Raw genomic sequence first — 21,835 nt, forward strand, 5'->3', positions numbered from 1 at the left:
TCTCCTTATTAAGTTAGCCGACAACAAGGTTTAACAGCTTGCCTGGCACATAAATTACCTTACGGATGTTCATACCTTCAAGGTATTTTGCCACACCATATTCTTGCGTTGCCATAGCTAACACAGAATCTTGTGATGCATTGATATCGACAGTAATACGCCCACGAACTTTACCATTAACTTGAATAATGACTAATTTAGTATCGTCTATTTTTGCTTGTTCGTCAGCAACTGGCCAAGGCGCATTATCGATATCTTCCAGCTGACCAAGTGCTTTCCACAGGATAAAGCAAGCATGGGGGATAATGGGCGATAGCATCCGCACAATAGCTTCTAGAGATTCTTGTATTAATGCTCGATCCTGTTCACTATCATGGGAGGCTCGCGTCAGTTTATTCATGAACTCCATAATAGCAGCAATCGCAGTATTAAATGCATAACGGCGGCCGATATCATCAGTCACTTTAGCGATGGTTTTATGTAGGTCACGCCGTAGGTTTTTCTGCTCTGGAGTAAGGTTGGTGCTATTTAATGGCGCTGTTTTACCTTTTTGCGTATGTTCAAAAACGGTACGCCAAAGACGACGAACAAAACGATTTGCACCTTCTACACTTGATTCTTGCCATTCTAAAGTAAGTTCCGGCGGAGCGGCAAACATCATAAATAAGCGAACCGTATCCGCCCCATATTTTTCTACCATTAATTGTGGATCAATACCGTTATTTTTCGATTTAGACATTTTACTCATCCCGGTATAGGAGAGTTGATGTCCATGCTTATCAGTTGCTTTGACAATCTTACCTTTTTCATCCCGTTCAACAGTCACATCAACGGGTGACACCCAAACTCGTTGTCCATTTTCACCTAAGTAATAAAAAGAATCGGCTAATACCATTCCTTGACATAACAGACGTTTAGCTGGTTCATCAGAATTTACTAAGCCTGCATCACGCATTAGTTTGTGGAAAAAACGGAAATATAATAGATGCATAATGGCATGTTCAATACCACCGATATATTGATCAACAGGCAACCAGTAATTGGCCGCGGCTGGATCTAGCATCCCTTGGTCATAATTAGGACAGGTATAACGGGCATAATACCAGGAAGACTCCATAAAGGTATCAAAGGTATCCGTTTCACGTAATGCTGCATGACCATTGATGTTAGTCTTGGCCCATTGTGGGTCGGCTTTGATAGGACTTGTGATGCCATTCATCACCACATCTTCAGGTAAGATGACAGGTAGTTGTTGTTCGGGTACTGGCATGACAGAACCATCTTCCATGGTTACCATAGGAATTGGTGCTCCCCAATAACGTTGGCGAGAAACCCCCCAATCACGTAGACGATAATTGACTTTACGTTGCGCCGAAGCTTGTGAAACCAGTTTATCGGCAATCGCATTGGCGCCTGTTTTATTGTCCATGCCACTAAATTCGCCTGAATTAATCAGTGCATTTTTATCAGTCAACGGACCTGCTTTTAGATCGGGCATCTGGCCTTCATTATCAGCAATAACCGCTTTGATCGGTAAATGATATTTGGTTGCGAATTCCCAGTCACGTTGGTCATGCCCTGGAACTGCCATTACTGCCCCTGTACCATATTCCATTAACACAAAATTGGCTATCCAGATCGGAATTTTTTCATTAGTTAGCGGGTGAATTGCGAACAGATTGGTGGCAATACCTTTTTTCTCCATGGTTGCCATTTCTGCTTCAGCAACCTTGGTATTACGACATTCATCAATAAAAGCGTTAAGTTTAGCATTTTTTTCTGCCGCGCTTTTTGCTAACGGATGAGTTGCTGCAATAGCGAGATAAGTCACCCCCATAAAAGTATCTGGCCGAGTAGTATAGACAGTTAGCTTTTCATCCATGTCTGCCAGTTCAAAGGTAATTTCAACCCCTTCTGAGCGGCCGATCCAATTGCGCTGCATGGTTTTAACTTGCTCTGGCCAGCCATCGAGTTTATCTAAATCATTGAGTAGCTCTTCTGCATAAGCGGTAATTTTTATGAACCATTGGGGAATTTCTTTGCGTTCGACCGGGGTATCGCAACGCCAGCAGCAGCCATCAATGACTTGCTCGTTTGCTAACACCGTTAAATCATTTGGACACCAGTTAACGGCAGCGGTTTTTTTATAAATTAAACCTTTTTCATAAAGCTTAGTAAAAAACCATTGCTCCCAACGATAATACTCCGGTGTACAAGTTGTGACTTCTCGACTACAGTCATAACCAAATCCGAGCATTTTTAATTGATTTTTCATGTAATCAATATTGGTATAAGTCCAAGGCGCTGGAGCAGTATTATTTTTTACTGCGGCACCTTCTGCCGGTAAACCAAAAGCATCCCAGCCGATAGGTTGCAGTACATTTTTGCCTAGCATGCGTTGATAACGTGAGATAACATCACCAATGGTATAGTTGCGTACATGCCCCATATGTAGCTGACCAGATGGGTAAGGTAACATTGACAGGCAATAGTATTTTTCTTTGTTATTATCTTCTATTACTTTAAATGTTTGTTTTTCTTCCCAATGACGTTGTACGTATTGCTCTATCTCTTCTGGTCGATATTGTTCTTGCATGACACCGATGTTCCTATGGAGATAATGCGGCATTGGCCGCGAATGATATAGTTTATTTTAGATCTGCATAGAATAGCGGATAAATGCCTCTAACAACAACTATTGATAAATATTTAACGATCAAGTTAAATTAATTTTATTAATGCAAATGGTGGGGTGTTTCAGAGGGTAGCATGTTAGATGGTCAGTCTAGCCCGCTTTAGGCGCTATTTTAATATTATTATTTAGCCGATTGGGCGACGATTTTTGTCACCCAACAAGGATAGAGGGATTAATGTATGATCTTAGCAAGAAATTCTTTAGCACGTTTTGATTTCGGCGCAGCAAAGAAATCATCTTTATTGCTATCCTCAATAATTTTTCCTTCGTCCATAAAAATCATTCGATGAGCAACTTTTTTAGCAAATCCCATTTCGTGAGTGACTACTATCATGGTCATTCCTTCATTAGCAAGCTTTATCATTACATCAAGTACTTCGTTGATCATTTCTGGATCTAATGCGGAGGTCGGTTCGTCAAAAAGCATCGCAATCGGATCCATACAGAGTGCTCTGGTAATGGCAACGCGTTGTTGTTGCCCACCAGATAATTGAGCTGGAAATTTATTGGTATGGTTAGCTAATCCAACTCGCTCTAATAATTTTAAGGCAGTACTTTCAGCGGTTTTTTTATCTCTGTTTAAGACTTTTATCTGTGCTAGTGTTAAGTTTTCAATAATTGATAGATGAGGGAATAATTCAAAATGTTGAAATACCATACCGACTTTTGAGCGCAATTTAGCCAAATCTGTCTTTTTGTCATTAACATGAATATTATCAATATATATTTCACCATGTTGAATCGGTTCTAAGCCATTAATGGTTTTTATTAATGTTGATTTACCTGAACCGGAAGGGCCACAAATAACGACAACTTCCCCTCTTTTGACATTCATCGAACAATCAGTAAGCACTTGAAACTGTCCATACCATTTAGAAACATTTTTTAAAGAAATCATTAATAGTCCTTTTTCAGATAGCTAACCAGCATAAATCTATATAAATTAATGAAATATTATTTTTTTTAACAAATTATTATAATAAAAAAGCTCATTAACTAAATTTAATGATAAATATCAATAACAAGATAAAACCGTATCATCGGTTGTTAAGACATGATGATAATTAATATATGCTAAATTGATTAGTCTTCTTTTCGCTTAATAAAACATGCCAATATGATAAATAGGGCAACCAATGCCCACATAGGCCAGTTACTCCAACGTGCATAAGGTGTAAGACCAGATGTTGGTGTTACCTCAGTATTTAATACTGAGCGAGTGAATTGAGGAAGTTCTGCCTGAATATCACCATTAGGTTTGATTACTGCTGTAACACCATTATTAGTGGCACGTAATAGTGGTCGACCAAGCTCGAGTGCCCGCATGCGCGCCATTTGAAAGTGCTGCCATGGGCCAATAGTATGTCCAAACCATGCATCATTTGAAAGCGTCAATAGAAAATCGGTATCTGATTTAAAGTTGTCTCTAACTTGGGAGCCTAAAATAATTTCATAGCAGATAGCAGCAGTTAGATGAATATTACCAGCAATTAACTGCTGCTGCTCATAATCACCACGACTAAAACCTGACATTGGTAAATTAAATAAAGGGGCAATTGGTCGAAGAATATTTTCTAATGGTACAAATTCACCAAAAGGCACCAGGTGGTGTTTCTGATAACGATTACTGGTTGGATATTGGTAAGGTTTATTTTCTCCCAACACAATAATACTATTAAAAAAATTACTCACACCCTGTGTGCTTGGTTTAGCATCAACTATACCAGTAATTAGGCGAGTATTTTGTAAGCGCAGTAGTTTATCTAATGAGGTTAGCCAAACGTTATTATCCAATTCGATCGATGGAATAGCGGATTCTGGCCAGATAACGATATTGGCATTGCCAAAATAAGGTTTAGAGAGATCGAGATAAGTACTAATGGTTTGTTCGAGAAATCCTGGTTGCCATTTTAAGCTTTGCGGGATGTTACCTTGAACTAAAACAATTTGTGATTTTTTTTCTGCGACCGGCGTGAACCACTGATAATTTTTAAATATTAGGGGTAACAATAATAAGATAATTGCTGTAATTAGCGGAATAATTCTGCGTTTTAGGCAAGTAAACACTAAGCAGCTGCTAATGATCAGCAGTAGTAATGTTATCATCTCAACGCCAAATATCGTCGCGATGCCTTTAAGCGGCCCGTCGATTTGACTATAACCAAATTGTAGCCAAGGGAAACCAGTTAGTATCCAGCCACGTAAATATTCAGTTATTTGCCATATTGCTGGTGCGGCAAAAATAAAGCGAGCAATATTAAGGTGCGGAAAGAATCGATTGAGCAGATAAGCAAATAGCGCGGGATAAAGTGATAAATAAGCTGCCAGTAAGATGACTAAAAAGACATTAACCACTAATGGCATACCACCAAAATCGGCAATACTGACATAAACCCAGTTAATACCACTGCCAAAAAGACCAATTCCCCAACAAAATGCTATTAAACTTGCTTGTTTGCTTGAGCAATTAACAATTAGCAGCTGTAAGCCAAAAAGAGAAAAAAGCGCGGCTAACCAAATATCAAAAGGTGAAAAAGCCAGTGTTCCGCAGAGCCCGAAAATTAACGCGATCAAAGCTCGTAACCACTGACGTTGATAGAGTGGCATTTTTTTCATTAATGCTATTCTTCTATAAGATTTGGGATTGGTGCTTCATCAGGAATTTTTACCTGAACTTGAATGATTTTGCGGCTATCAGCCATGGTAATTTTAAACATATAACCATCAATTGTGATCACTTCCCCTCGGGCAGGCAAATGTCCAAATGCTTGCATCACCAAGCCACCAATGGTATCAACCTCTTCATCATTAAAGCGTGTGCTAAATGCTTTGTTGAAATCATCAATTTGGGTTAGCGCACGAACAGAATAAGCATGTTTGCTTAACTGGCGAATATCAATGTCTTCTTCATCATCATATTCGTCTTCAATCTCACCAACAATTAATTCGAGAATATCTTCGATTGTTACCAAACCAGAAACGCCACCAAATTCATCGATGACTATTGCCATATGATAACGTTGTGAACGGAACTCTTTTAATAACAGATCAACACGTTTACTTTCAGGCACAACAACGGCGGGACGTAATACTTTATCGATAGTGAAAGGTTCAGCATCAGTACGCATAAATGGCAGTAAATCTTTAGCCATTAATAGACCTTCAATATGGTCTTTATCTTCACTAATTACTGGAAAACGAGAATGTGCTGAGTCGATAATCACATCAAGGCATTCATCTAACGATTGATTTCGTTTTAAGGTTACTATCTGAGAGCGAGGGATCATGATATCCCGAACACGCTCGTCGGAAATATTCATTACTCCTTCAAGCATTTCTCTGGTATCAGGATCAATAACATCTTTTTGCTCTGAATCACGAATGAGTTCAACTAAGTCATCACGATTTTTGGGTTCACCGTGAAATAATTGATTTAGACGCCCGAAAAAACTCTTTTTCGAGTGATGATTATCATTGTTTGTAGGATGGTCGTCGCTCATGGCGTTTTATTAAAATTTCTCTAAGTAGTTTATCGTATCATAATTATTTAGCACAAAAGTAGCATTATAGTTATGCTTTTTCATGCTGATAAGGATCAGGATAACCCAATTTTTGCATAATTTCAGTTTCTATTGTCTCCATTTCTTCTGCTTCAAAGTCAGTTAGATGATCATAACCTAATAGATGAAGACAACCGTGTATTACCATATGCGCCCAGTGAGCATCCTGGTTTTTTTGTTGTTCAATCGCTTCTTTTTCAACAACTTGACGACAAATAATCAGATCGCCAAGTAAGGGTAATGTAATGTTTTCTGGCGCTTCAAAAGGGAAGGATAGCACATTTGTTGGTTTATCTTTTCCTCGATATGTCAGATTTAAATATTGGCTTTCTGCTATATCGACAATACGAATTGTGATTTCACTTTCAGATTGAAATTGTGGCAGGAAAGCTTCAAGCCAGTGTTGGAATGTCGTTTCACTGGGTAATCCATTATGATCGCTACCGGCCAGCTGGAGATCAAGAATAACTGATTGCAAGCAAATATCTCCTTTTCTATAGGGCGCTTGATGGTTCTTTTTGTTGACGAAGTAACTGTTTTCGTTCTTGTTCTTTTGTTTCCCAGTTTTCGTAGGCAATAACCACTTTTGCTACTACAGGATGGCGTACTACATCATCACTATGAAAAAAATTAAAGCTCAGTTCTTTAACTTCAGAGAGTACTTCAATTGCGTGGCGTAAACCTGATTTGTGGCCACGAGGCAGATCAATTTGAGTTACATCGCCGGTGATCACGGTTTTAGAGTTAAAGCCGATGCGGGTCAGAAACATTTTCATCTGTTCAATGGTGGTATTCTGGCTTTCATCAAGAATGATAAAAGCGTCATTGAGTGTGCGACCGCGCATATAGGCTAATGGCGCCACTTCAATCACATTGCGCTCAATCAATTTTTCTACTTTTTCAAAACCCAGCATTTCAAATAGGGCATCATAAAGTGGCCGTAAATAAGGATCAACTTTTTGACTAAGATCACCTGGCAGAAAGCCGAGTTTTTCGCCGGCCTCAACAGCTGGGCGAGTGAGTAGAATACGACGTATTTCTTGACGTTCTAAAGCATCAACCGCAGCAGCAACGGCGAGATAGGTTTTACCTGTTCCGGCAGGGCCAATGCCGAAAGTAATATCATGGCTATGTATATTAGCAATATATTGAGCCTGATTCGCTGTTCGTGGTTTGACAACGCCTCGGTTGATTTTAATGTTTACAAATTTGTCGTAACTGCCAACATTTTCAACGGATTGCTCAAGAAATTGACTTTCCATAATAGATAAGTGGATTTGTTCAGGGACAATGTCAGGGATAATGCCACGTATAGGGGCTGTATCAACATATAGGCGGCGTAAAATGTTGCTAGCTGCGTTGATATTAAGTGGTTTGCCAATCAATTTGAAACGGTTATTTCGACGATTAATTTCGATAGCGAGTCTACGTTCCAATTGCTTTATATTATCATCGAACGGGCCACAAAGGCTGATTAACCGTTGGTTATCGGCTGGCTCTAAAAATATTTCGCTGGTGGTAATTTGTGGATTATCTTTTGCGATCACTGAGTCTCTCTACTTAATATATAAGGTTGGTAATTTGCTACACCGAGCTCGTCTTCTTTGCGTGTCCTTGCAATAACCGATTCGGGTGATTCTTGGCTCCTTAATGCCATACTATCTTCTGTTTTAACTACTTTACCGCGTAAAGAATTGGCATAGACATCGACAATTTCGACATCAACAAACTTTCCGATCATATTTTGGCCACCTTCGAAGTTTACCACCCGATTATTTTCGGCACGGCCGGAAAGTTCCATAATATTTTTACGTGAAGGCCCTTCAACCAGAATACGTTGAATGCTACCCAACATTGTTCGGCTATAATTCATTGCTTGCTGATTAATACGTTGCTGAAGTAGATAGAGGCGTTGTTTTTTTTCATCTTCGCTGACATTGTCAGGTAAATCAGCGGCCGGGGTACCAGGGCGTGGTGAGTAGATAAAACTAAAACTCATATCAAAATTAACATCGGCAATAAGCTGCATGGTTTTTTGAAAATCATCTTCTGTTTCACCCGGAAAACCAATAATGAAATCTGAGCTAATGAGAATATCGGGTCGTGCTTTACGTAATTTACGGATAATGCTTTTATACTCAAGAGCTGTATGAGACCGTTTCATCATCGTCAAAATACGATCTGACCCACTTTGAACGGGAAGATGCAAGAAGCTAACAAGTTCAGGGGTATCTTCATAGACAGCAATAATATCGTCGGTAAATTCAATTGGATGACTGGTGGTAAAACGGATGCGATCAACGCCGTCAATGGCGGCAACCAGACGTAATAATTCGGCAAATGAACAAATTGCACCGTCAAAAGTTGTTCCACGATAGGCATTGACATTTTGACCCAATAAGTGAATTTCACGCACACCTTGCGCAGCTAATTGTGCGATTTCAAATAAAACGTCATCACATGGTCGGCTGACTTCCTCACCACGCGTGTAAGGAACGACACAAAATGAGCAGTATTTATTACAGCCTTCCATAATGGAAACATAAGCTGAAGGGCCTTCTGCTCGAGGTTCCGGTAATCGATCAAATTTTTCAATTTCTGGAAAACTGATGTCGACGATTGGACTACGTGTACCTTTGACTTGATTGATCATCTCTGGTAGACGGTGCAAAGTCTGTGGGCCAAAAATAATGTCAACACTGGGAGCCCGTTGACGAATGAAATCCCCCTCCTGTGAAGCGACACAACCACCAACACCAATAATAATGTCGGGATTAACATCTTTTAGATTTTTCCAACGCCCTAATTGATGAAATACTTTTTCTTGCGCTTTTTCGCGAATTGAGCAGGTATTTAGCAGTAGAATATCGGCTTCTTCGGCTATCTCTGTTAATTGATATCCATGGGTGCTGTTGAGCAGGTCAGCCATTTTTGATGAATCGTATTCATTCATCTGGCAGCCCCAGGTTTTAATGTATAGTTTTTTATTCGTCAACATTTTGTATATCCGAAGTTTTCAGTAGCAAAATCTGTCATACTGGGAACATTATGTATTAAATTAGAAAATTTTGATATGTATTGTATTCGTTTGGGGCATCGGTGACCAGTATACCAGTATGTTGGATAGATTATTAGTAAATGACTTAAGAAAAGCCTACTATTAGATTGATGACTATTGATAGCTAAGTTGATATGAATAGAATAGATGAAAATTATGACATTGTAGTGGTTGGTGCCGGTATGATAGGTGCAGCCATGGCAATTGGATTAGCCAAAGAAGGTTGGCAGATCCTGTTACTTGAACACACTAAACCTGCACCTTTCGAACCTTTAGAGCAGCCTGATTTACGCGTTTCAGCGCTAAGTTATACTTCGGTGGATCTACTTAAGCAACTTGGTGTGTGGGATAGTGTTTTAAATATACGCGCAGCCCCTTATCGAAGGTTAGAAACGTGGGAAGGGGAAAACTCACATGTGATGTTTGAAGCAGACAGCCTTGGTTTACCTGAACTGGGTTATATGGTTGAAAACCGTATTTTGCAATTGGCATTATGGCAGCAATTTTCTCAATATCCCAATCTTAGCTTGTTATGTCCCGCCAAATTGGTAGCAATGCAGCGTCAGAATCAACAGTGGGAAATGACTTTAAGTAATAATCAGCAACTATCGGCAAAGTTAGTTATTGCGGCTGATGGCGCATGTTCTCAGGTGCGATCTTTAGCTGGCATTGGCAGTAGCGGTTGGCAATATAATCAATCATGTCTGCTTATTACAGTTAAGATGGACCAACCGCAACAGGATATTACTTGGCAGCAATTTTTTCCTTCTGGTCCACGAGCATTTTTGCCGTTATTTGATCATTGGGCCTGTTTGGTTTGGTATGATAAACCTGCCCGAATTAGACAACTGCAAGCTATGTCCTTAGAGCAGCTTAAGCAAGAAATTATGGCAGCTTTCCCTGCTCGTTTTGGCTCACTGCAAGTTGTTGCTAAAGGGAGTTTTCCACTGACCCGCCATCATGCTAATCGTTATGTTGAAGAAGGGCTAGCTTTGATTGGCGATGCGGCTCATACTATTAATCCACTTGCTGGTCAGGGCGTTAATCTTGGTTACCGTGATGTTGATAGTTTGTTGAAAGTATTGATTAATGCTAAAACCTATTTATTACCTTTTTATGCTCGAAAAACTTTACTGACTTATCAACATGATAGGATGCCAGATAACAAATTGATGCAGGCAGGTATGGATGCTATTTATACACTGTTTAGTTCTCAGCTAGCGGGTGTAAAATCGGGCCGAAATTTAGCATTAATGTTAGTACAAAGACTAAATACAGTTAAGAAAAAGCTACTTAAATATGCTTTAGGTTTATAACATAAAGTCGATTATGATATTTTTTGACTGTTATGTTGTGAAACGCTGTTTTTCAGGTTGAGAGAATGTCAAGATTAATTAAATTGTGAGATGGATCAAAAAAACATTATTTTTGTTATTTTTTTATGATTCACGTGTTATACTGTATTTAGATGTTTGTTTTTATTCATAAAGTTTATCGTTTTTACTGGTGTTGGTAGTCCAACTTGGCATATGTTTTTGACTATTTCTGTCATGTTACTGTGACATTAATAGCTGTGTTTTGATACTTTTTATTTTACGCGTTTGAAGTAGATCGCCGCTGTTTTTCATCGGCGTTATTAATTGTTATCAACCATCAACTTCCTTTTCTTTAACTGGTTATAGAGCTAAGTTTTTGGCAAAACAAAGGCGTATTACAATAATTAATAAAAAGTAATCAATGGCTATTTTGTGATGGTTTGTAATTGTTTGAATAAATTATCAAACAATTCTTGATTAGATTTTTAGGTTATCTCACTTTGGGGATTTTTTACCCTTAGCCATGTTTAACTAAAATGCTAGAGATATGCCGGTAAATCATTATTAACAAAAAATAATTTTTTATATGTAACTTATTCTTATTCAATGCCGCTCGGGATTTTTGATTTGCCTAATTTACTAAGTTAGCTGGCTGTTGGTGGTACACCTTCAGTTAGCGACATTTTTAAATCATATTTAAATTAGATAAAAGACACGCCATTAAGTATGTCGTATCGTTGCTTTTAAATTTAATTTATGGAAAGTAAAATATTCTTACTGGATATTCTTTTTGAATTCTTTGCAAAATTATTTAATTTTGTAGCTAATTGAAAGCTGATGGCTGGGGTACCAGGATTCGAACCTGGGAATGCCGGAATCAGAATCCGAGCAAAAAATTATTTAAATCAAATGGTTAAAACATATTGAAAGAATATACAGTATATTTTTGTGTTAAAAATTACTGATTTTTTAATGAGTTAATTCTTTTGATTTTTGTATATTCTTTCATTTTTTCAATTTAGGAAGGTCAAGTGTGGGTGTTATTTTTACTTTTCTATCATAAATTTGTACTTGAGATTCAGTTTTATGACCGCTAAATAGTTATTTATCTTTTGAGCTACCATCAAAATCTGATATCCCTTTCGCTTTTATATCGTGAAATGTAAAGTCAAGATTTCTTCCTAAAGTTTTAGTTGCTTTTGATTTCGCTTCACGCCAATGATTATCAAACCCAGATTTTGTAAATTTAGTTCCATTTGAGTTTGTAATAACATAAGACTCTATATTTTGAGGTGGAAATAAATTAATAGCATAATCAATCGTTTCTTTTAGTCTTGGTGTCCATTGTTTTATTTGTTTCACCCCTGTTTTTCCTTGTCTTATATATATTCCTTCTTCCAATATTTGATTATGTTTTAATTCAAGAATGTCTCCAATTCTAGATGCACAAAGATATGAAATTTCCATGGCAATTTTGACAATTTGTGATGCAGAGTCATATGTAACATTATATTCTTCATTAGTAATATATTTATCCCTATTTTTTAATGAAAACTTTTTTATCCCTAAACAGGGATTATTTTTACAGTAACCTCTTTCATAACCCCAACTAAAGGTGACAGACATGTAGGATAACTCATGATTTGCCTGTGTTTTACTCTGTGTTCCTCTAATATCCATATATTTTCTAATATGCTCAGGTTTAATATTATTGATATGAATATTTCCAAAAACTTTTAAAATATTTTTTCCTCCTTGATGTTTGTCTTTTTGAGATCTAACTGAAAGTTCAGAAAAATGAGGACTATTTAAATACATACTCCATAATTCTTTAAATGATAATAATTTTTTTTATATTATGAATCTTATTTTCATAAACAGACCATAATTCAGACATTGACATTGATAATGGACCAAGAATAATAGTTTTGTTTTCCTTAGTTTTTAGATAATAAGAACTTTTGCTCTTCGACACTCTGCTTGGCAATTTGTTATCTTCTTTATTATTGCGTTTCCTGGCCATTGATCAAAGCTCCAAAATCTGGTTCAACTTCTGGTTTAAAAGTAACTCTTTGTTTAGTAAATAATATTTCTTTGAAAACAATAGGTTTGCCTAATTTATTTACTAGATGAGGTAATTTATTTTGTTCTAACCATTTAATTTGAGATTTCTTCTGTTTGTAACCTGTAAGTACAGAAAGCTCATCATCAGATAAATATATTGACTGCATTTTGATTCTTCCTTTTAATGAACTAATTTAAAAACTCACACTATTCTCAGGCGCTTCATTGCCCCACACATCCCACCCCTGCACTTTGTCACGAGCAAAAAGCTCAATACGTTTCACGTCACCGTAGAGTTTTTCTAATCGGTAATGGACTTCCTTGGGTTTTTGGCTATGTTCACCGAGACAGGCGTAGATAACTTGTTTGATGGAAGCGTCCTTGCGTTCTAGTCCTTTCCCCTTGATGGCAATTAAGCAATCTTCTGAATTACTGCGGGTATAATTACCGCCATTCATGCGTGTTTCAGCATTGAGTAATGCCAGAAAGTCATCAGCATCAGACAGCTTGGCTTTTTCGATAGCTTTAGAAATCCGCTCTTTGGCTAACTTATTCAACTTGACCCAAGTAAATCCCTTCATGGTTTTGACTTTAAATCCCCATGCTTCTGCTAACCGGATAGCTTCCAGCGCAAAGTTCCCCGTGTACCACATGCAGAGTACGGAGTTATCATTAACGATGGTTTCTATGGGTAATCGGGTGAGGGCGTAAAAGTCAGTGGTGTTGTAGTGATTGTGTGCTGCGCCGTTTGATGCTTTGTTTTGGTATTGCCAGGGTGGGTCTGCGAGTATCAGGTCATACTTCACTTCATCTCCTAAACATACCAACTTTACTTTTATGCAAGTCGTCTATTTTTTCTAACACAGTGATTTTATTACCGCCATTTCCGGTTAATGTTCCACTTTCTCCATCGATATCAAATTGATATATCAATCCTTTGTTTGTTAATTTCTTCTCCCGCAACCTGATTATTGTCATCATCTCACCATGATAAATAACCTGCATCCCTGCTTTGACATGATGTAACGTTGTTCTGTATTCATGGATGTTATTCATAGTATTTCTCCGGTTATTGATTACATGAATGTAAATGTTGATCAAAATTTGATCAAATTCAATTATTTATGGTAGTATTGTTTCTGTTGTGTGTTGGTTAACAGCAACATTTCAGCAACATTTTCCCTGGTGTTGGCCAGCCTTGCGCTGGTCTTTTTTAAAGTTGCTCGGAAATACCAAATAGCGGTTGATTTCTTGAGTAATTGCTAGTGAACCATGACAGGTAATGGTATACCTTCATCTTGCAGCATCTTTAAATAGTCTTCATGGAGCGTTGTCAGACTTTCACGACCAAAATCAGATAAAATCATCCCGTCTTCAGGTGTAGTCGTAATAAAACCGTTATACATCCTGATGGCCATTTCCAGCCCTTGCTCTCTGCCATACTTCTCAATAGCAATGCTTTCAACATGATTAGCTAAAGCAAAGCGTTCAGCCGCAGGGTAAATGGTTATTGATGATGTGTCGTTCGCGTAAAGCGCCGCAATATCGATGCTACCCTCCTCATTTTGAACTTCAACTATCCCGTTCTTTTTGGTTTGCTCGATAATAAAGCAAGTGGCCACTATCCAGCGCCAAATACTTACACGTTGGTCTACGGTGGGTGAAAAGTAATTATGCTCCCATCCCTTGGATATGGCTCCTACAAGCGTGCATCCAGATTTTAAATCGTTATCAAATTTACCAGAGTCGAGCATATTGATAGCATCGGCATAAGTGAAACATCCTTGTTTCTCGTTAAAAATACCGGTTGATATCGGCACAAAATCAGTCATTATTTAGTTTCCTATTCTGAAATAGCAAAGCGCCCCATTTTGGGATGATACCACTGACTGCCACGTTTCTCAGCCTGAAGCATCATGTTATGCCGTGCACTTCTAAAGGCTGCTTCATCAACCCCTGACATTTGGGTAATTTGGCCGCCTGGCGCAACATGGGGCACTTTTTTGCAAGGCACATTCCACGCCATGACTAATTGCCGACATTTCGCATCACTCAAGCCATACTTTGTTTTCAGATAGCTATAGCCTTGGAAACCGGCTGGGATAGTGCCTTGTTTGATATGTTCGATTTCTTCTGAGACTTGCTCTACCTGATGTTCAATACTCTTTAACCGACGCTCCTGTGCAACGTTAGCTAATGCCATTGCCGCGATAATTTCATTGGCGCTTTGTGGTTTACTTTGCTGCTCCAGTTTATCAATTAGCGAGCGGCGAACCGCTTTAGATTCACGGGCGGCAACGCGGAGGGCTTGCATAAGCGTCATTTCGATAATTTCAATATCAGCGCCGTTTTTTTGACCTACAAAAATTTTGTAGGTCTCTCCTTCAAGTTCATCTTTAATGCGATCAATAAAGACGTTATTTCTAATAGGTGATTCACCATATTCTTTTCGTGTTTCGTTAACCATGAACAGTAATTGTTGCGAGTCTATTGTTTCACTGTTAGGAAGCATAACATTTTGTATATTTATTAAATTTTTCATATAGTTATCCTTCAATATTAAAATTGATGAATGAGTATTAATTAAGTGGAATAAGCTAGGTGGGGTAATGACTTCTTGTTTTGTGACTATTTCTTCAATGTGTCGAGGAATACCCCCAAATAAACCATAAGAGCTGGCACTAGCATGATGCTAATAACCAGTAGCTCTTGCCCGCCTAAATGGATATTGCCTAATTCGCCACGTTTAAACCTGATTTGCGGGTCAATGACGGCATCGGCATGTGCAAGATGTCCCACTATCAGTTCGAAGGCAAACGCTGCGCTGATAAACAATAATGTCGTGATTAGTAATTTGATGATGTTAAGTTTCATGGTTGAACCTCCGATATAATTAGCTTATTTCTTAACGCAAATCGCTTTGGCGTTGATATCCTTGAAAGTTTCAAATTCCCGCTGAAACTGTTTAGCGGCGAATTGACACATGTTTTCAGTGTCAAATTCCTGAGTATGAAGGCTGGCTACGTTACTTGATGCGTAAGGGCTGGCGTACATGGCTAAGATTAAAATCCACATGGTGATTTCTCCTGCGTCTAAAAAGGGGTAAACTCATTATTTACTTGTTCAGTGCTTACTGGCGTATTAGTTGGTCTACGCTCGTCTCTATCTTTCAGAGTGCGTAATAGATTTTTAACAGCTTGAGCGGGTTTGTTTTCAACTTTTTCTAAAAGCGTTTGCCCCGTGTTTGCTACAAATGGCATACGGATATCAAAGCTGTAACTTTCATCACCATTTTTCTTTGTTCTCAGAATTTTTTGTAAAACAAGTCCTACTTTCTTGCCATGAAATTCTGGTGCAACTAGGTTATTGTTGTGAACAACCGAGGTGACTCGCTGAATACCGACGCATCCCATAATGGCATTGACCATATTCTGACCAAAATTGTTGACTGTGCCGTCATTTTTCTTACAACAAATACTCAGATAGTTAACTTTTTTCCCATCCTCAGATTCACCCGAGAATTCAATAAACTCTGCGCCTCCTTCGCTTCTTGTTAATTTAGCCTCCGTAATAGTGATTACATATGCGCCTGTTTCATTAATGAAGCCTCCCTGATAAGCAGCAAGGGCGGATTCTTCTGTATAAGTAAAAATAACGTTGTGATTCATACTTTATTTTTCTCTTGTTGTGGCGTGATGCCATAATAGTTGCAGATAACTTTATCTATCTCGTTCAGGTCATTCTCAATGAGTTGAGAATCAAACATTCCCATAGGGCTTTTGCAGCAATCACTGTCATTTGATTGAGTTGAGAAAGAGTAAGAGCCGTTTGATACATGTGTTCGCAAAACGATAGTAAAATACCCTTCGGGTACGAGTGTTGAGTCAACTAATTTACCGACCGTTTTCATCCGAACGCTGCCGAAGTCATCGGTTTGAGTGTGAGACAAGATGTAAACACGCCGACGCGCTGAACCCTCGCCAGCAGCTCTAAACACATCCCAGGCATTCTTACCAATAGATGTGAATTTGTCATACCCTCTTTCATTGCACTTTGCCATGAGTTCGTTAACCATCACAGCCTGATAGTCATCAATAACAATAATTTCATGTGGCGCTTTTTTAAGAACGGCTACGATATTATCGGTTTGGTCAGTACGATATACATTGCCATCAGGGTTAGCGCTATTTCTTAATTTCCATTGTTTAGTGGGAAATGGCAGCGGTTTATTTATGCATTGAACGATTAACGTTTTACTTGTATCAAGATTTCTTAAGCTGGTACTTTTTCCTGTTCCTGACTCACCTAATATTAATGTTGCTGTTCCCATATCTAATCACCTCTGATTTTTCCACCGAACGGTCCATCTCTTAGTTCTTGACCAATGAAAGGGTTGTATTTTTTATTTTCTGTATTTATCGGTTGGTAATTTGTCGATGTTTTGGTTATTAGTTTTTCTATTTCTTTTGCTTCTTTATCGTACATTTCCATTGCTTGACGTTTTTCTTTCATTGACGGCGATAAGGGTTCTTTACCTTGTTTGATAACCTCTATTTGTTGCATTGCATAAGCAATAGCTTCCTCTTTCGACTTACATCTCTTATCATCAGTCAATCGTGGCATTTTCATGTAAAATCTCCTCGAAAATCCTGCCAGCTGATAGGGACGTTTTGTTGTCCAAGCACTTCACGTTGATGTTCATATTTGTTATGCTCCTTAAGCTCATTGCTTTTTCTTTGCTCCTTGAGCAACTGAGTCAATTCAAATAAAGTCATGGGTTATTCCTATCTTGCTAACAGTAAAACGAGGCTTGCCAACGCGATGATTAGCAAGGTGGGGATAATTTTTATGGATTCTTTCCGAGAGAAGCTGTCACTATTTAAGATATAGCGAAGCTCCTGCTGTTTAAGCTGGTTCATGTTTTTAAACCTTAATTGATATTTAGATGTGATTAATTTGTAGAATCCGGTCTTTATTCGTCCGTTTTCTTTGATTGATATTTGAGTAATGCCTGTGTTGCTCTGCGGCGGCGGCGATGCGCGTTATAGAGTTCACGCTTTTTCTTCATTAACGCTCTATAGTGAGGCTTTGTATATTTGATGACCCCTTCGTATTCCGGTTTTTCTGGGCTAAGTGAACCACAATTCGCTCTAGGGTCACCATTTTTGAGTAAATATTGGCGTATAGCAGAATGATAAATATCTTTCAGCGTCACAATGGATTTTTCACAGGTAAAAATATCTTTGGATGCCGCAATGATACGAGCAATAATAACGTCCTGATTCATCGTCATCTTATGCCACCTGACTATATTTGTCGTGGGTGAATTCACCGTTCCAGTCTTTCTTCATTGGTAGCTTACCTTTGAGGTATTGGTTATATAGCCATGCAGCGCCTTTTTTTAGCAGAACAACTTTGTAACACTGGCGTTGCCCGTAATCGTTTGTCATGATAAAAGGTGATTCGGTTAGATACGTATCTCTCGCATAGGAGTGAACACGCCAAACATGGGGCTTGCAGATATCCTTTTCTGCGTCGTAGAGAAAATGACGCGATTCTAGAAATAGATTTATCTGGTTGATGTTCACGCCATTAAGTTGTTTGCAAAACTGAACAGGTGACATGCCAACCTGGAACAGGTTTTTAAGACTATCGATTTCGGTTTTTTGCTCTTTGTTAACTAACGACAAGTGTTGAACTTTCTCTGCCATTTCAGCGGCAAGCCGTAGTGCTTCAGGAAGTGTTTGTGGAATAACATGTGTAGCAGTTTTTGCCTGTCTTTCGCATTCAATAAAGTACTGCCTTGCCTGTTTCCCTTTTTCGTTGCGCTCAACCATGGATAGTTCTTTCGCCATATCGAGGGAAATATGATATTCCTTTGCTGGACGGCCTCCATTTGGGGTTTTTGATAAATTTATCAAAAAGTCCTGATGTTCAATAAAACCATATTGTTGAATGCGATCTTTTATCCAATTAGCAAACTCCTGCTTACTTTCCAAAAACGCATGTAAATCACGGGCATTAACCGTTTGGACAGTTTCGCCATTAATACTATTAGTTTCTATTGCAATCAGTTGATGTAATTTTGACATAAAAATATTTCTCCGTAATGAAACGAATGAAGGTATTAACGTGAAAGATTTTGCAGATTGAACCTGAAATCCGTTATACTTACCAAAAAGGAGGATTCCCTATGGGTCAAGTTGCATTTGATACATTAAAATTTGTTGAAACGCTTGAAGGTGCTGGTTTACCTAAAGACCAGGCAAAAGCTATATCTCTGGCTGTTCGTGAATCGCACGAAGCGGTTGATGTAGCGACTAAAGCTGATATTACCGAAGTCAAACGTGATATAGCTGATGTTCGCAAAGACATGGCTGCTCGTTTCGAAAAAAATGAAGCTCAAATAGCCGATGTTCGCAAAGACTTATCTGCTGAGATAGCTGTTGTCCGTAAAGACTTATCTGCTGAGATAGCTGATGTTCGCAAAGACTTATCTGCTGAGATGAATTTACGTTTTGAGAAAACTGATGGTCAGATAGCGTTGATTCGTAAAGACGTTGAAACTATTGCTACTGGATTACTTTTAAAACTTGGTGGTGTAATCGTTGTGACTATTAGTGCTGCAACGGCAATACTGAAATTCTTCTAATTCTTGCACTATAATTATCATTGGGCTGTTAGCTGAATGGTATAGCAGGGGATTTAATTCTTCGGTTGCAGGTTCAAGTCCTGCACAGCCCGCCAATTTCACGATATATCTTCATCAGCCTTCGATTCTCTTTTTTAAGACGCTCATTTTCTTTTGTTAAGCACTGTATAATTTCCTTGAAAGTTCTTGTTTCCATGTCGTCGTCATTCCATATATCAATGCTGCTTAAGTATTTTGCATCGCTCAAATGACGACTACCATTAGTTACTCCAACCAAATTGCCCATATTGGGATGTTTCGCTGTTACAATGCGTGGATTATCGAGTTTCATGAGCAGAGTCCTTCTTATTGCGCTGTTTTGTTTGTCCAATCAGGACGCAGACCTTCACCTAAATAGAAATCTAAAATATCAAGTAAACGAGGGTAGAATTCAAGTGCTTTTCTACCGTCCATCCCTGAGATTTCTTCTTTGGTAAATTGCCGCCATTTCTCTACCGAATGATGCTGACATCCAGCACGCAGATATTCTCCATTTGTGATTGTGATTGGATAGGTTTCACCGATGATCATAAATGTAAACTCTGGCAGGTTGGCTCCATATAGGTTGGCTTCAAATAGGTTGGCTCCACGTAGGTCGGCTCCACGTAGGTCGGCTTCACGTAGTTTGGCTCCATATAGGTCGGCTTCACGTAGGTTGGCTCTACACAGGTCGGCCTTAGATCCATCCTCGCCAAGCGACTTTACCCAAACTTTATGTTCATCAAGTATTTTTCTTAATTCATCGCTGTTCATTTTTTACCCTTAATTTCGGCAATAAAAAAGACCTGATTAGGTCTTATACATTTGTGTGAGATAGGATGTATGCCGAGTGCCTCTCGGTGTCCGCTTACAGTCATGACGGACGGGTAAACGCAATCAAACGCTATTAGCTATTTGAAAGATAATTTATAGTGTTGACTGTCCCACGAGCGCAGAGCCGTATTCACACATCCTTAGTTACACATATGACCTCCTGACAATGGGTTTTGGCGGTGTGTGCCGGAGATAACCGGATAGGTATCAAGGTTGATATTTCCCTGGTATAGAAACGCGACTCAACGATGATTTGTGTTTTTCACACACCCCAAAACCGACTGTTTGGGTGTTTTATGGTTCGCTTTTTCAGCGTAAGGGTGTTAAAGAGCGGTACGGCTTAACGGTCGTCACTTGCCTTCATGTTCATACACCTCAGGCTGGCTACTTAGCAACGTTTGGCAAGGTTTGGCAAGGTTTGGCAAGGTTTGGCAAGGTTTGGCAAGGTTTGGCAAGGTTTGGCAAGGTTTGGCAAGGTTTGGCAAGGTTTGGCAAGGTTTGGCAAGGTTTGGCAAGGTTTGGCAAGGTTTGGCAAGGTTTGGCAAGGTTTGGCAAGGTTTGGCAAGGTTTGGCAAGGTTTGGCAAGGTTTGGCAAGGTTTGGCAAGGTTTCAGATAACTCGGGGTATTGTCTGGCGTTTGCCTGTTGCAGTGAGTTGATGAGGTTGATTAAACAATAAAATATTGTTTATGTCAATAGTTTTTTCTTGTTATTGAGGGCGATGAAATTTACGGAAGAAGAATTTAATTTAAAATAGTTGGTGTTTTTTTGATTCGTGCTTAACTTTTAACTCTTCAAATAGAGTTCTATAATAATCTGTCTTATCTTTTAACTCACTCATAATCTTTACTACTTCTTTTTCTGGTAGCTCATATATCAGTGATAAAATTTGTTGACCTCGTTTATCAATATTATGACTATTAAAATTATTTGGATTTTCAATTGAGGGTATTTCCTCGTCTTTTTCAGGTAAGCGATAAAACCAGTCAATATCATATCCTGTTACCTCGGATAGTTTATCTAAACTTGCTGGTTTTGGTGTGCTTTTCCCTGATATCCACTGTTGTACTGTTTGTTGTGTCACACCAATTTTTTGGGCGAGTTCACGCTGGCTCCAATTTTTATCTTTAAGGAGCTTGCTGATACGGTACATTGATATCTCAATAGCTGTAAGTTTCATATATAACATTATACAAGATCATCTTGTAAACCTATTAAATAAGAATTTATTGTTGAAATTGACAATATTTTCTTGTATTTTGGTTTTAGATTTTAAAAGAGGTTTTGACATGGAAAGACAGACAAAAGAAAAAATTATGTCAAGGTATACCCAAGCTGAAATAGCTAACTATTTTGGTTGTAAACAACAGTCTGTAGCTCAATGGTTTTCTAGATCTATACCCTCTCAGAGAGTTATTCCTCTTTGTGAGATGTTGAAATGGAATATAACACCACACCTACTACGTCCTGACATTTACCCAAACCCAACAGATGGTATCCCTGCTGATAAGCAAAATACTCTCTAAGTAACACCGCTCTTTAACAACCTGGGCTCCCTGAAATTGGGAGATTTTAAATTCCCAGCCCATCGGGAGGGATAACTATTATCTGAAACTTATAGATTAAGTGTAGAACAGGA

27 protein-coding genes and 1 pseudogene are annotated in these 21,835 nt (G+C 38.6%); 4 read left to right on the top strand and 24 right to left on the bottom strand.

Translation table 11 applies throughout. The features are described from left to right. Nucleotides 1-13: 13 nt before the first annotated feature. From leuS to miaB, 7 genes are all read right to left on the bottom strand, one after another. The gene (leuS, locus tag AACL31_RS19615; RefSeq protein WP_339053565.1) at nt 14-2,596 is read right to left on the bottom strand and encodes a leucine--tRNA ligase; all 2,583 of its coding nucleotides are present in this window, start codon (nt 2,594-2,596) and stop codon (nt 14-16) included. A 271-nt stretch (nt 2,597-2,867) separates the two neighbouring features. Further along, nucleotides 2,868-3,593 (bottom strand): amino acid ABC transporter ATP-binding protein, encoded by a 726-nt coding sequence (locus tag AACL31_RS19620; protein ID WP_032116229.1) that lies wholly within the window; start codon nt 3,591-3,593, stop codon nt 2,868-2,870. Between the two features lie 185 nt (nt 3,594-3,778). Beyond that, entirely contained in the window at nt 3,779-5,311 is a 1,533-nt protein-coding gene (gene lnt, locus AACL31_RS19625; protein ID WP_339053566.1) for an apolipoprotein N-acyltransferase, read from the bottom strand. Nucleotides 5,312-5,316: 5 nt separating this feature from the next. Beyond that, nucleotides 5,317-6,195: a CNNM family magnesium/cobalt transport protein CorC gene (gene corC, locus AACL31_RS19630; RefSeq protein WP_032116231.1), complete on the bottom strand. Its 879-nt coding sequence runs from the start codon at nt 6,193-6,195 to the stop codon at nt 5,317-5,319. 70 nt (nt 6,196-6,265) lie between these two features. Then, a complete protein-coding gene (ybeY, locus tag AACL31_RS19635; RefSeq protein ID WP_310512693.1) occupies nt 6,266-6,733 on the bottom strand; it encodes an rRNA maturation RNase YbeY in 468 nt (155 codons plus the stop codon). A 16-nt stretch (nt 6,734-6,749) separates the two neighbouring features. Next, nucleotides 6,750-7,802: a PhoH family protein gene (locus AACL31_RS19640; RefSeq protein WP_409013946.1), complete on the bottom strand. Its 1,053-nt coding sequence runs from the start codon at nt 7,800-7,802 to the stop codon at nt 6,750-6,752. Beyond that, nucleotides 7,799-9,253, bottom strand: coding sequence for a tRNA (N6-isopentenyl adenosine(37)-C2)-methylthiotransferase MiaB (gene miaB, locus AACL31_RS19645; RefSeq protein WP_310512692.1), 1,455 nt, complete (start codon nt 9,251-9,253; stop codon nt 7,799-7,801). The genes AACL31_RS19640 and miaB overlap by 4 nt, the downstream gene beginning before the upstream one ends. 194 nt (nt 9,254-9,447) lie before the next feature. On the opposite strand from miaB, the gene ubiF reads away from it, so the two are divergent. After that, entirely contained in the window at nt 9,448-10,629 is a 1,182-nt protein-coding gene (gene ubiF, locus AACL31_RS19650) for a 3-demethoxyubiquinol 3-hydroxylase (protein WP_310512691.1), read from the top strand. A 1,005-nt stretch (nt 10,630-11,634) separates the two neighbouring features. On the opposite strand, the pseudogene AACL31_RS19655 reads toward ubiF, so the two are convergent. The 14 genes and pseudogenes from AACL31_RS19655 to AACL31_RS19720 form a co-directional block, all read right to left on the bottom strand. Further along, nucleotides 11,635-12,652: pseudogene (locus AACL31_RS19655) on the bottom strand (integrase). Beyond that, on the bottom strand, nt 12,633-12,860 hold the full coding sequence (locus tag AACL31_RS19660) for a DUF4224 domain-containing protein (protein ID WP_310512690.1): 228 nt from the start codon (nt 12,858-12,860) through the stop codon (nt 12,633-12,635). Before AACL31_RS19660 ends, AACL31_RS19655 begins: the two are co-directional and overlap by 20 nt. A gap of 27 nt (nt 12,861-12,887) precedes the next feature. After that, on the bottom strand, nt 12,888-13,499 hold the full coding sequence (locus tag AACL31_RS19665) for an MT-A70 family methyltransferase (RefSeq protein WP_339053567.1): 612 nt from the start codon (nt 13,497-13,499) through the stop codon (nt 12,888-12,890). A 1-nt stretch (nt 13,500) separates the two neighbouring features. Further along, entirely contained in the window at nt 13,501-13,749 is a 249-nt protein-coding gene (locus AACL31_RS19670) for a hypothetical protein (RefSeq protein ID WP_339053509.1), read from the bottom strand. Nucleotides 13,750-13,955: 206 nt separating this feature from the next. Further along, entirely contained in the window at nt 13,956-14,525 is a 570-nt protein-coding gene (locus tag AACL31_RS19675; RefSeq protein WP_310513203.1) for a hypothetical protein, read from the bottom strand. A gap of 11 nt (nt 14,526-14,536) precedes the next feature. Further along, nucleotides 14,537-15,235 carry a hypothetical protein gene (locus AACL31_RS19680; protein WP_339053568.1) on the bottom strand — a complete coding sequence of 233 codons (699 nt, stop codon included), beginning with the start codon at nt 15,233-15,235 and terminating at the stop codon, nt 14,537-14,539. Nucleotides 15,236-15,321: 86 nt separating this feature from the next. Next, on the bottom strand, nt 15,322-15,567 hold the full coding sequence (locus tag AACL31_RS19685) for a hypothetical protein (protein ID WP_339053277.1): 246 nt from the start codon (nt 15,565-15,567) through the stop codon (nt 15,322-15,324). A gap of 24 nt (nt 15,568-15,591) precedes the next feature. Next, entirely contained in the window at nt 15,592-15,768 is a 177-nt protein-coding gene (locus AACL31_RS19690) for a hypothetical protein (protein ID WP_310509408.1), read from the bottom strand. Between the two features lie 17 nt (nt 15,769-15,785). Next, on the bottom strand, nt 15,786-16,361 hold the full coding sequence (locus tag AACL31_RS19695; protein ID WP_310513102.1) for a DUF669 domain-containing protein: 576 nt from the start codon (nt 16,359-16,361) through the stop codon (nt 15,786-15,788). Further along, the gene (locus AACL31_RS19700) at nt 16,358-17,023 is read right to left on the bottom strand and encodes an ATP-binding protein (RefSeq protein ID WP_339053569.1); all 666 of its coding nucleotides are present in this window, start codon (nt 17,021-17,023) and stop codon (nt 16,358-16,360) included. Before AACL31_RS19700 ends, AACL31_RS19695 begins: the two co-directional genes overlap by 4 nt. A 2-nt stretch (nt 17,024-17,025) precedes the next feature. Continuing rightward, nucleotides 17,026-17,322, bottom strand: coding sequence for a hypothetical protein (locus AACL31_RS19705; protein WP_310509880.1), 297 nt, complete (start codon nt 17,320-17,322; stop codon nt 17,026-17,028). Continuing rightward, nucleotides 17,319-17,468: a hypothetical protein gene (locus tag AACL31_RS19710; RefSeq protein WP_290607096.1), complete on the bottom strand. Its 150-nt coding sequence runs from the start codon at nt 17,466-17,468 to the stop codon at nt 17,319-17,321. The genes AACL31_RS19705 and AACL31_RS19710 overlap by 4 nt, the downstream gene beginning before the upstream one ends. Before the next feature lie 197 nt (nt 17,469-17,665). Next, entirely contained in the window at nt 17,666-17,986 is a 321-nt protein-coding gene (locus AACL31_RS19715; RefSeq protein WP_339053570.1) for a hypothetical protein, read from the bottom strand. Nucleotide 17,987: 1 nt separating this feature from the next. Beyond that, nucleotides 17,988-18,785, bottom strand: a complete 798-nt coding sequence (locus AACL31_RS19720) for an antA/AntB antirepressor family protein (RefSeq protein ID WP_310513587.1) — start codon at nt 18,783-18,785, stop codon at nt 17,988-17,990. Nucleotides 18,786-18,886: 101 nt separating this feature from the next. On the opposite strand from AACL31_RS19720, the gene AACL31_RS19725 reads away from it, so the two are divergent. Next, complete coding sequence (locus tag AACL31_RS19725) at nt 18,887-19,345, top strand: coiled-coil domain-containing protein (RefSeq protein ID WP_339053571.1); 459 nt, start codon at nt 18,887-18,889, stop codon at nt 19,343-19,345. A 73-nt stretch (nt 19,346-19,418) separates the two neighbouring features. On the opposite strand, the gene AACL31_RS19730 is transcribed toward AACL31_RS19725, so the two are convergent. Together AACL31_RS19730 and AACL31_RS19735 are read right to left on the bottom strand one after the other, a co-directional pair. Next, nucleotides 19,419-19,676: a hypothetical protein gene (locus AACL31_RS19730; RefSeq protein WP_310513665.1), complete on the bottom strand. Its 258-nt coding sequence runs from the start codon at nt 19,674-19,676 to the stop codon at nt 19,419-19,421. Between the two features lie 14 nt (nt 19,677-19,690). Further along, nucleotides 19,691-20,137 (bottom strand): pentapeptide repeat-containing protein, encoded by a 447-nt coding sequence (locus AACL31_RS19735; protein ID WP_339053572.1) that lies wholly within the window; start codon nt 20,135-20,137, stop codon nt 19,691-19,693. Between the two features lie 349 nt (nt 20,138-20,486). On the opposite strand from AACL31_RS19735, the gene AACL31_RS19740 reads away from it, so the two are divergent. After that, complete coding sequence (locus AACL31_RS19740; protein ID WP_339053573.1) at nt 20,487-20,855, top strand: hypothetical protein; 369 nt, start codon at nt 20,487-20,489, stop codon at nt 20,853-20,855. 89 nt (nt 20,856-20,944) lie between these two features. Here the strand turns inward: AACL31_RS19740 and AACL31_RS19745 are convergent, their stop codons facing one another. After that, nucleotides 20,945-21,349 (bottom strand): helix-turn-helix domain-containing protein, encoded by a 405-nt coding sequence (locus AACL31_RS19745; RefSeq protein ID WP_310513089.1) that lies wholly within the window; start codon nt 21,347-21,349, stop codon nt 20,945-20,947. A 136-nt stretch (nt 21,350-21,485) separates the two neighbouring features. Here AACL31_RS19745 and AACL31_RS19750 point away from each other — a divergent pair, with 136 nt between their 5' ends. Next, a complete protein-coding gene (locus AACL31_RS19750; protein ID WP_339053574.1) occupies nt 21,486-21,722 on the top strand; it encodes a YdaS family helix-turn-helix protein in 237 nt (78 codons plus the stop codon). Nucleotides 21,723-21,835 lie beyond the last annotated feature (113 nt).

It is taken from the genome of Arsenophonus endosymbiont of Crataerina pallida (assembly GCF_964020125.1).
Lineage (GTDB): Bacteria > Pseudomonadota > Gammaproteobacteria > Enterobacterales > Enterobacteriaceae > Arsenophonus > Arsenophonus nilaparvatae.

Coding starts and splice junctions, on each gene's coding strand:
- AACL31_RS19675 (WP_310513203.1), bottom strand. CDS start 14,525: ATGACTGATTTTGTGCCGATATCAACCGGTATTTTTAACGAGAAACAA.
- AACL31_RS19705 (WP_310509880.1), bottom strand. CDS start 17,322: ATGAAAATGCCACGATTGACTGATGATAAGAGATGTAAGTCGAAAGAG.
- miaB (WP_310512692.1), bottom strand. CDS start 9,253: ATGTTGACGAATAAAAAACTATACATTAAAACCTGGGGCTGCCAGATG.
- AACL31_RS19700 (WP_339053569.1), bottom strand. CDS start 17,023: ATGGGAACAGCAACATTAATATTAGGTGAGTCAGGAACAGGAAAAAGT.
- AACL31_RS19695 (WP_310513102.1), bottom strand. CDS start 16,361: ATGAATCACAACGTTATTTTTACTTATACAGAAGAATCCGCCCTTGCT.
- AACL31_RS19730 (WP_310513665.1), bottom strand. CDS start 19,676: ATGAAACTCGATAATCCACGCATTGTAACAGCGAAACATCCCAATATG.
- AACL31_RS19710 (WP_290607096.1), bottom strand. CDS start 17,468: ATGACTTTATTTGAATTGACTCAGTTGCTCAAGGAGCAAAGAAAAAGC.
- AACL31_RS19660 (WP_310512690.1), bottom strand. CDS start 12,860: ATGCAGTCAATATATTTATCTGATGATGAGCTTTCTGTACTTACAGGT.
- AACL31_RS19745 (WP_310513089.1), bottom strand. CDS start 21,349: ATGTACCGTATCAGCAAGCTCCTTAAAGATAAAAATTGGAGCCAGCGT.
- AACL31_RS19720 (WP_310513587.1), bottom strand. CDS start 18,785: ATGTCAAAATTACATCAACTGATTGCAATAGAAACTAATAGTATTAAT.
- AACL31_RS19670 (WP_339053509.1), bottom strand. CDS start 13,749: ATGAATAACATCCATGAATACAGAACAACGTTACATCATGTCAAAGCA.
- AACL31_RS19680 (WP_339053568.1), bottom strand. CDS start 15,235: ATGAAAAATTTAATAAATATACAAAATGTTATGCTTCCTAACAGTGAA.
- AACL31_RS19725 (WP_339053571.1), top strand. CDS start 18,887: ATGGGTCAAGTTGCATTTGATACATTAAAATTTGTTGAAACGCTTGAA.
- ubiF (WP_310512691.1), top strand. CDS start 9,448: ATGAATAGAATAGATGAAAATTATGACATTGTAGTGGTTGGTGCCGGT.
- AACL31_RS19620 (WP_032116229.1), bottom strand. CDS start 3,593: ATGATTTCTTTAAAAAATGTTTCTAAATGGTATGGACAGTTTCAAGTG.
- AACL31_RS19690 (WP_310509408.1), bottom strand. CDS start 15,768: ATGTGGATTTTAATCTTAGCCATGTACGCCAGCCCTTACGCATCAAGT.
- AACL31_RS19685 (WP_339053277.1), bottom strand. CDS start 15,567: ATGAAACTTAACATCATCAAATTACTAATCACGACATTATTGTTTATC.
- AACL31_RS19715 (WP_339053570.1), bottom strand. CDS start 17,986: ATGACGATGAATCAGGACGTTATTATTGCTCGTATCATTGCGGCATCC.
- leuS (WP_339053565.1), bottom strand. CDS start 2,596: ATGCAAGAACAATATCGACCAGAAGAGATAGAGCAATACGTACAACGT.
- lnt (WP_339053566.1), bottom strand. CDS start 5,311: ATGAAAAAAATGCCACTCTATCAACGTCAGTGGTTACGAGCTTTGATC.
- corC (WP_032116231.1), bottom strand. CDS start 6,195: ATGAGCGACGACCATCCTACAAACAATGATAATCATCACTCGAAAAAG.
- AACL31_RS19735 (WP_339053572.1), bottom strand. CDS start 20,137: ATGAACAGCGATGAATTAAGAAAAATACTTGATGAACATAAAGTTTGG.
- AACL31_RS19750 (WP_339053574.1), top strand. CDS start 21,486: ATGGAAAGACAGACAAAAGAAAAAATTATGTCAAGGTATACCCAAGCT.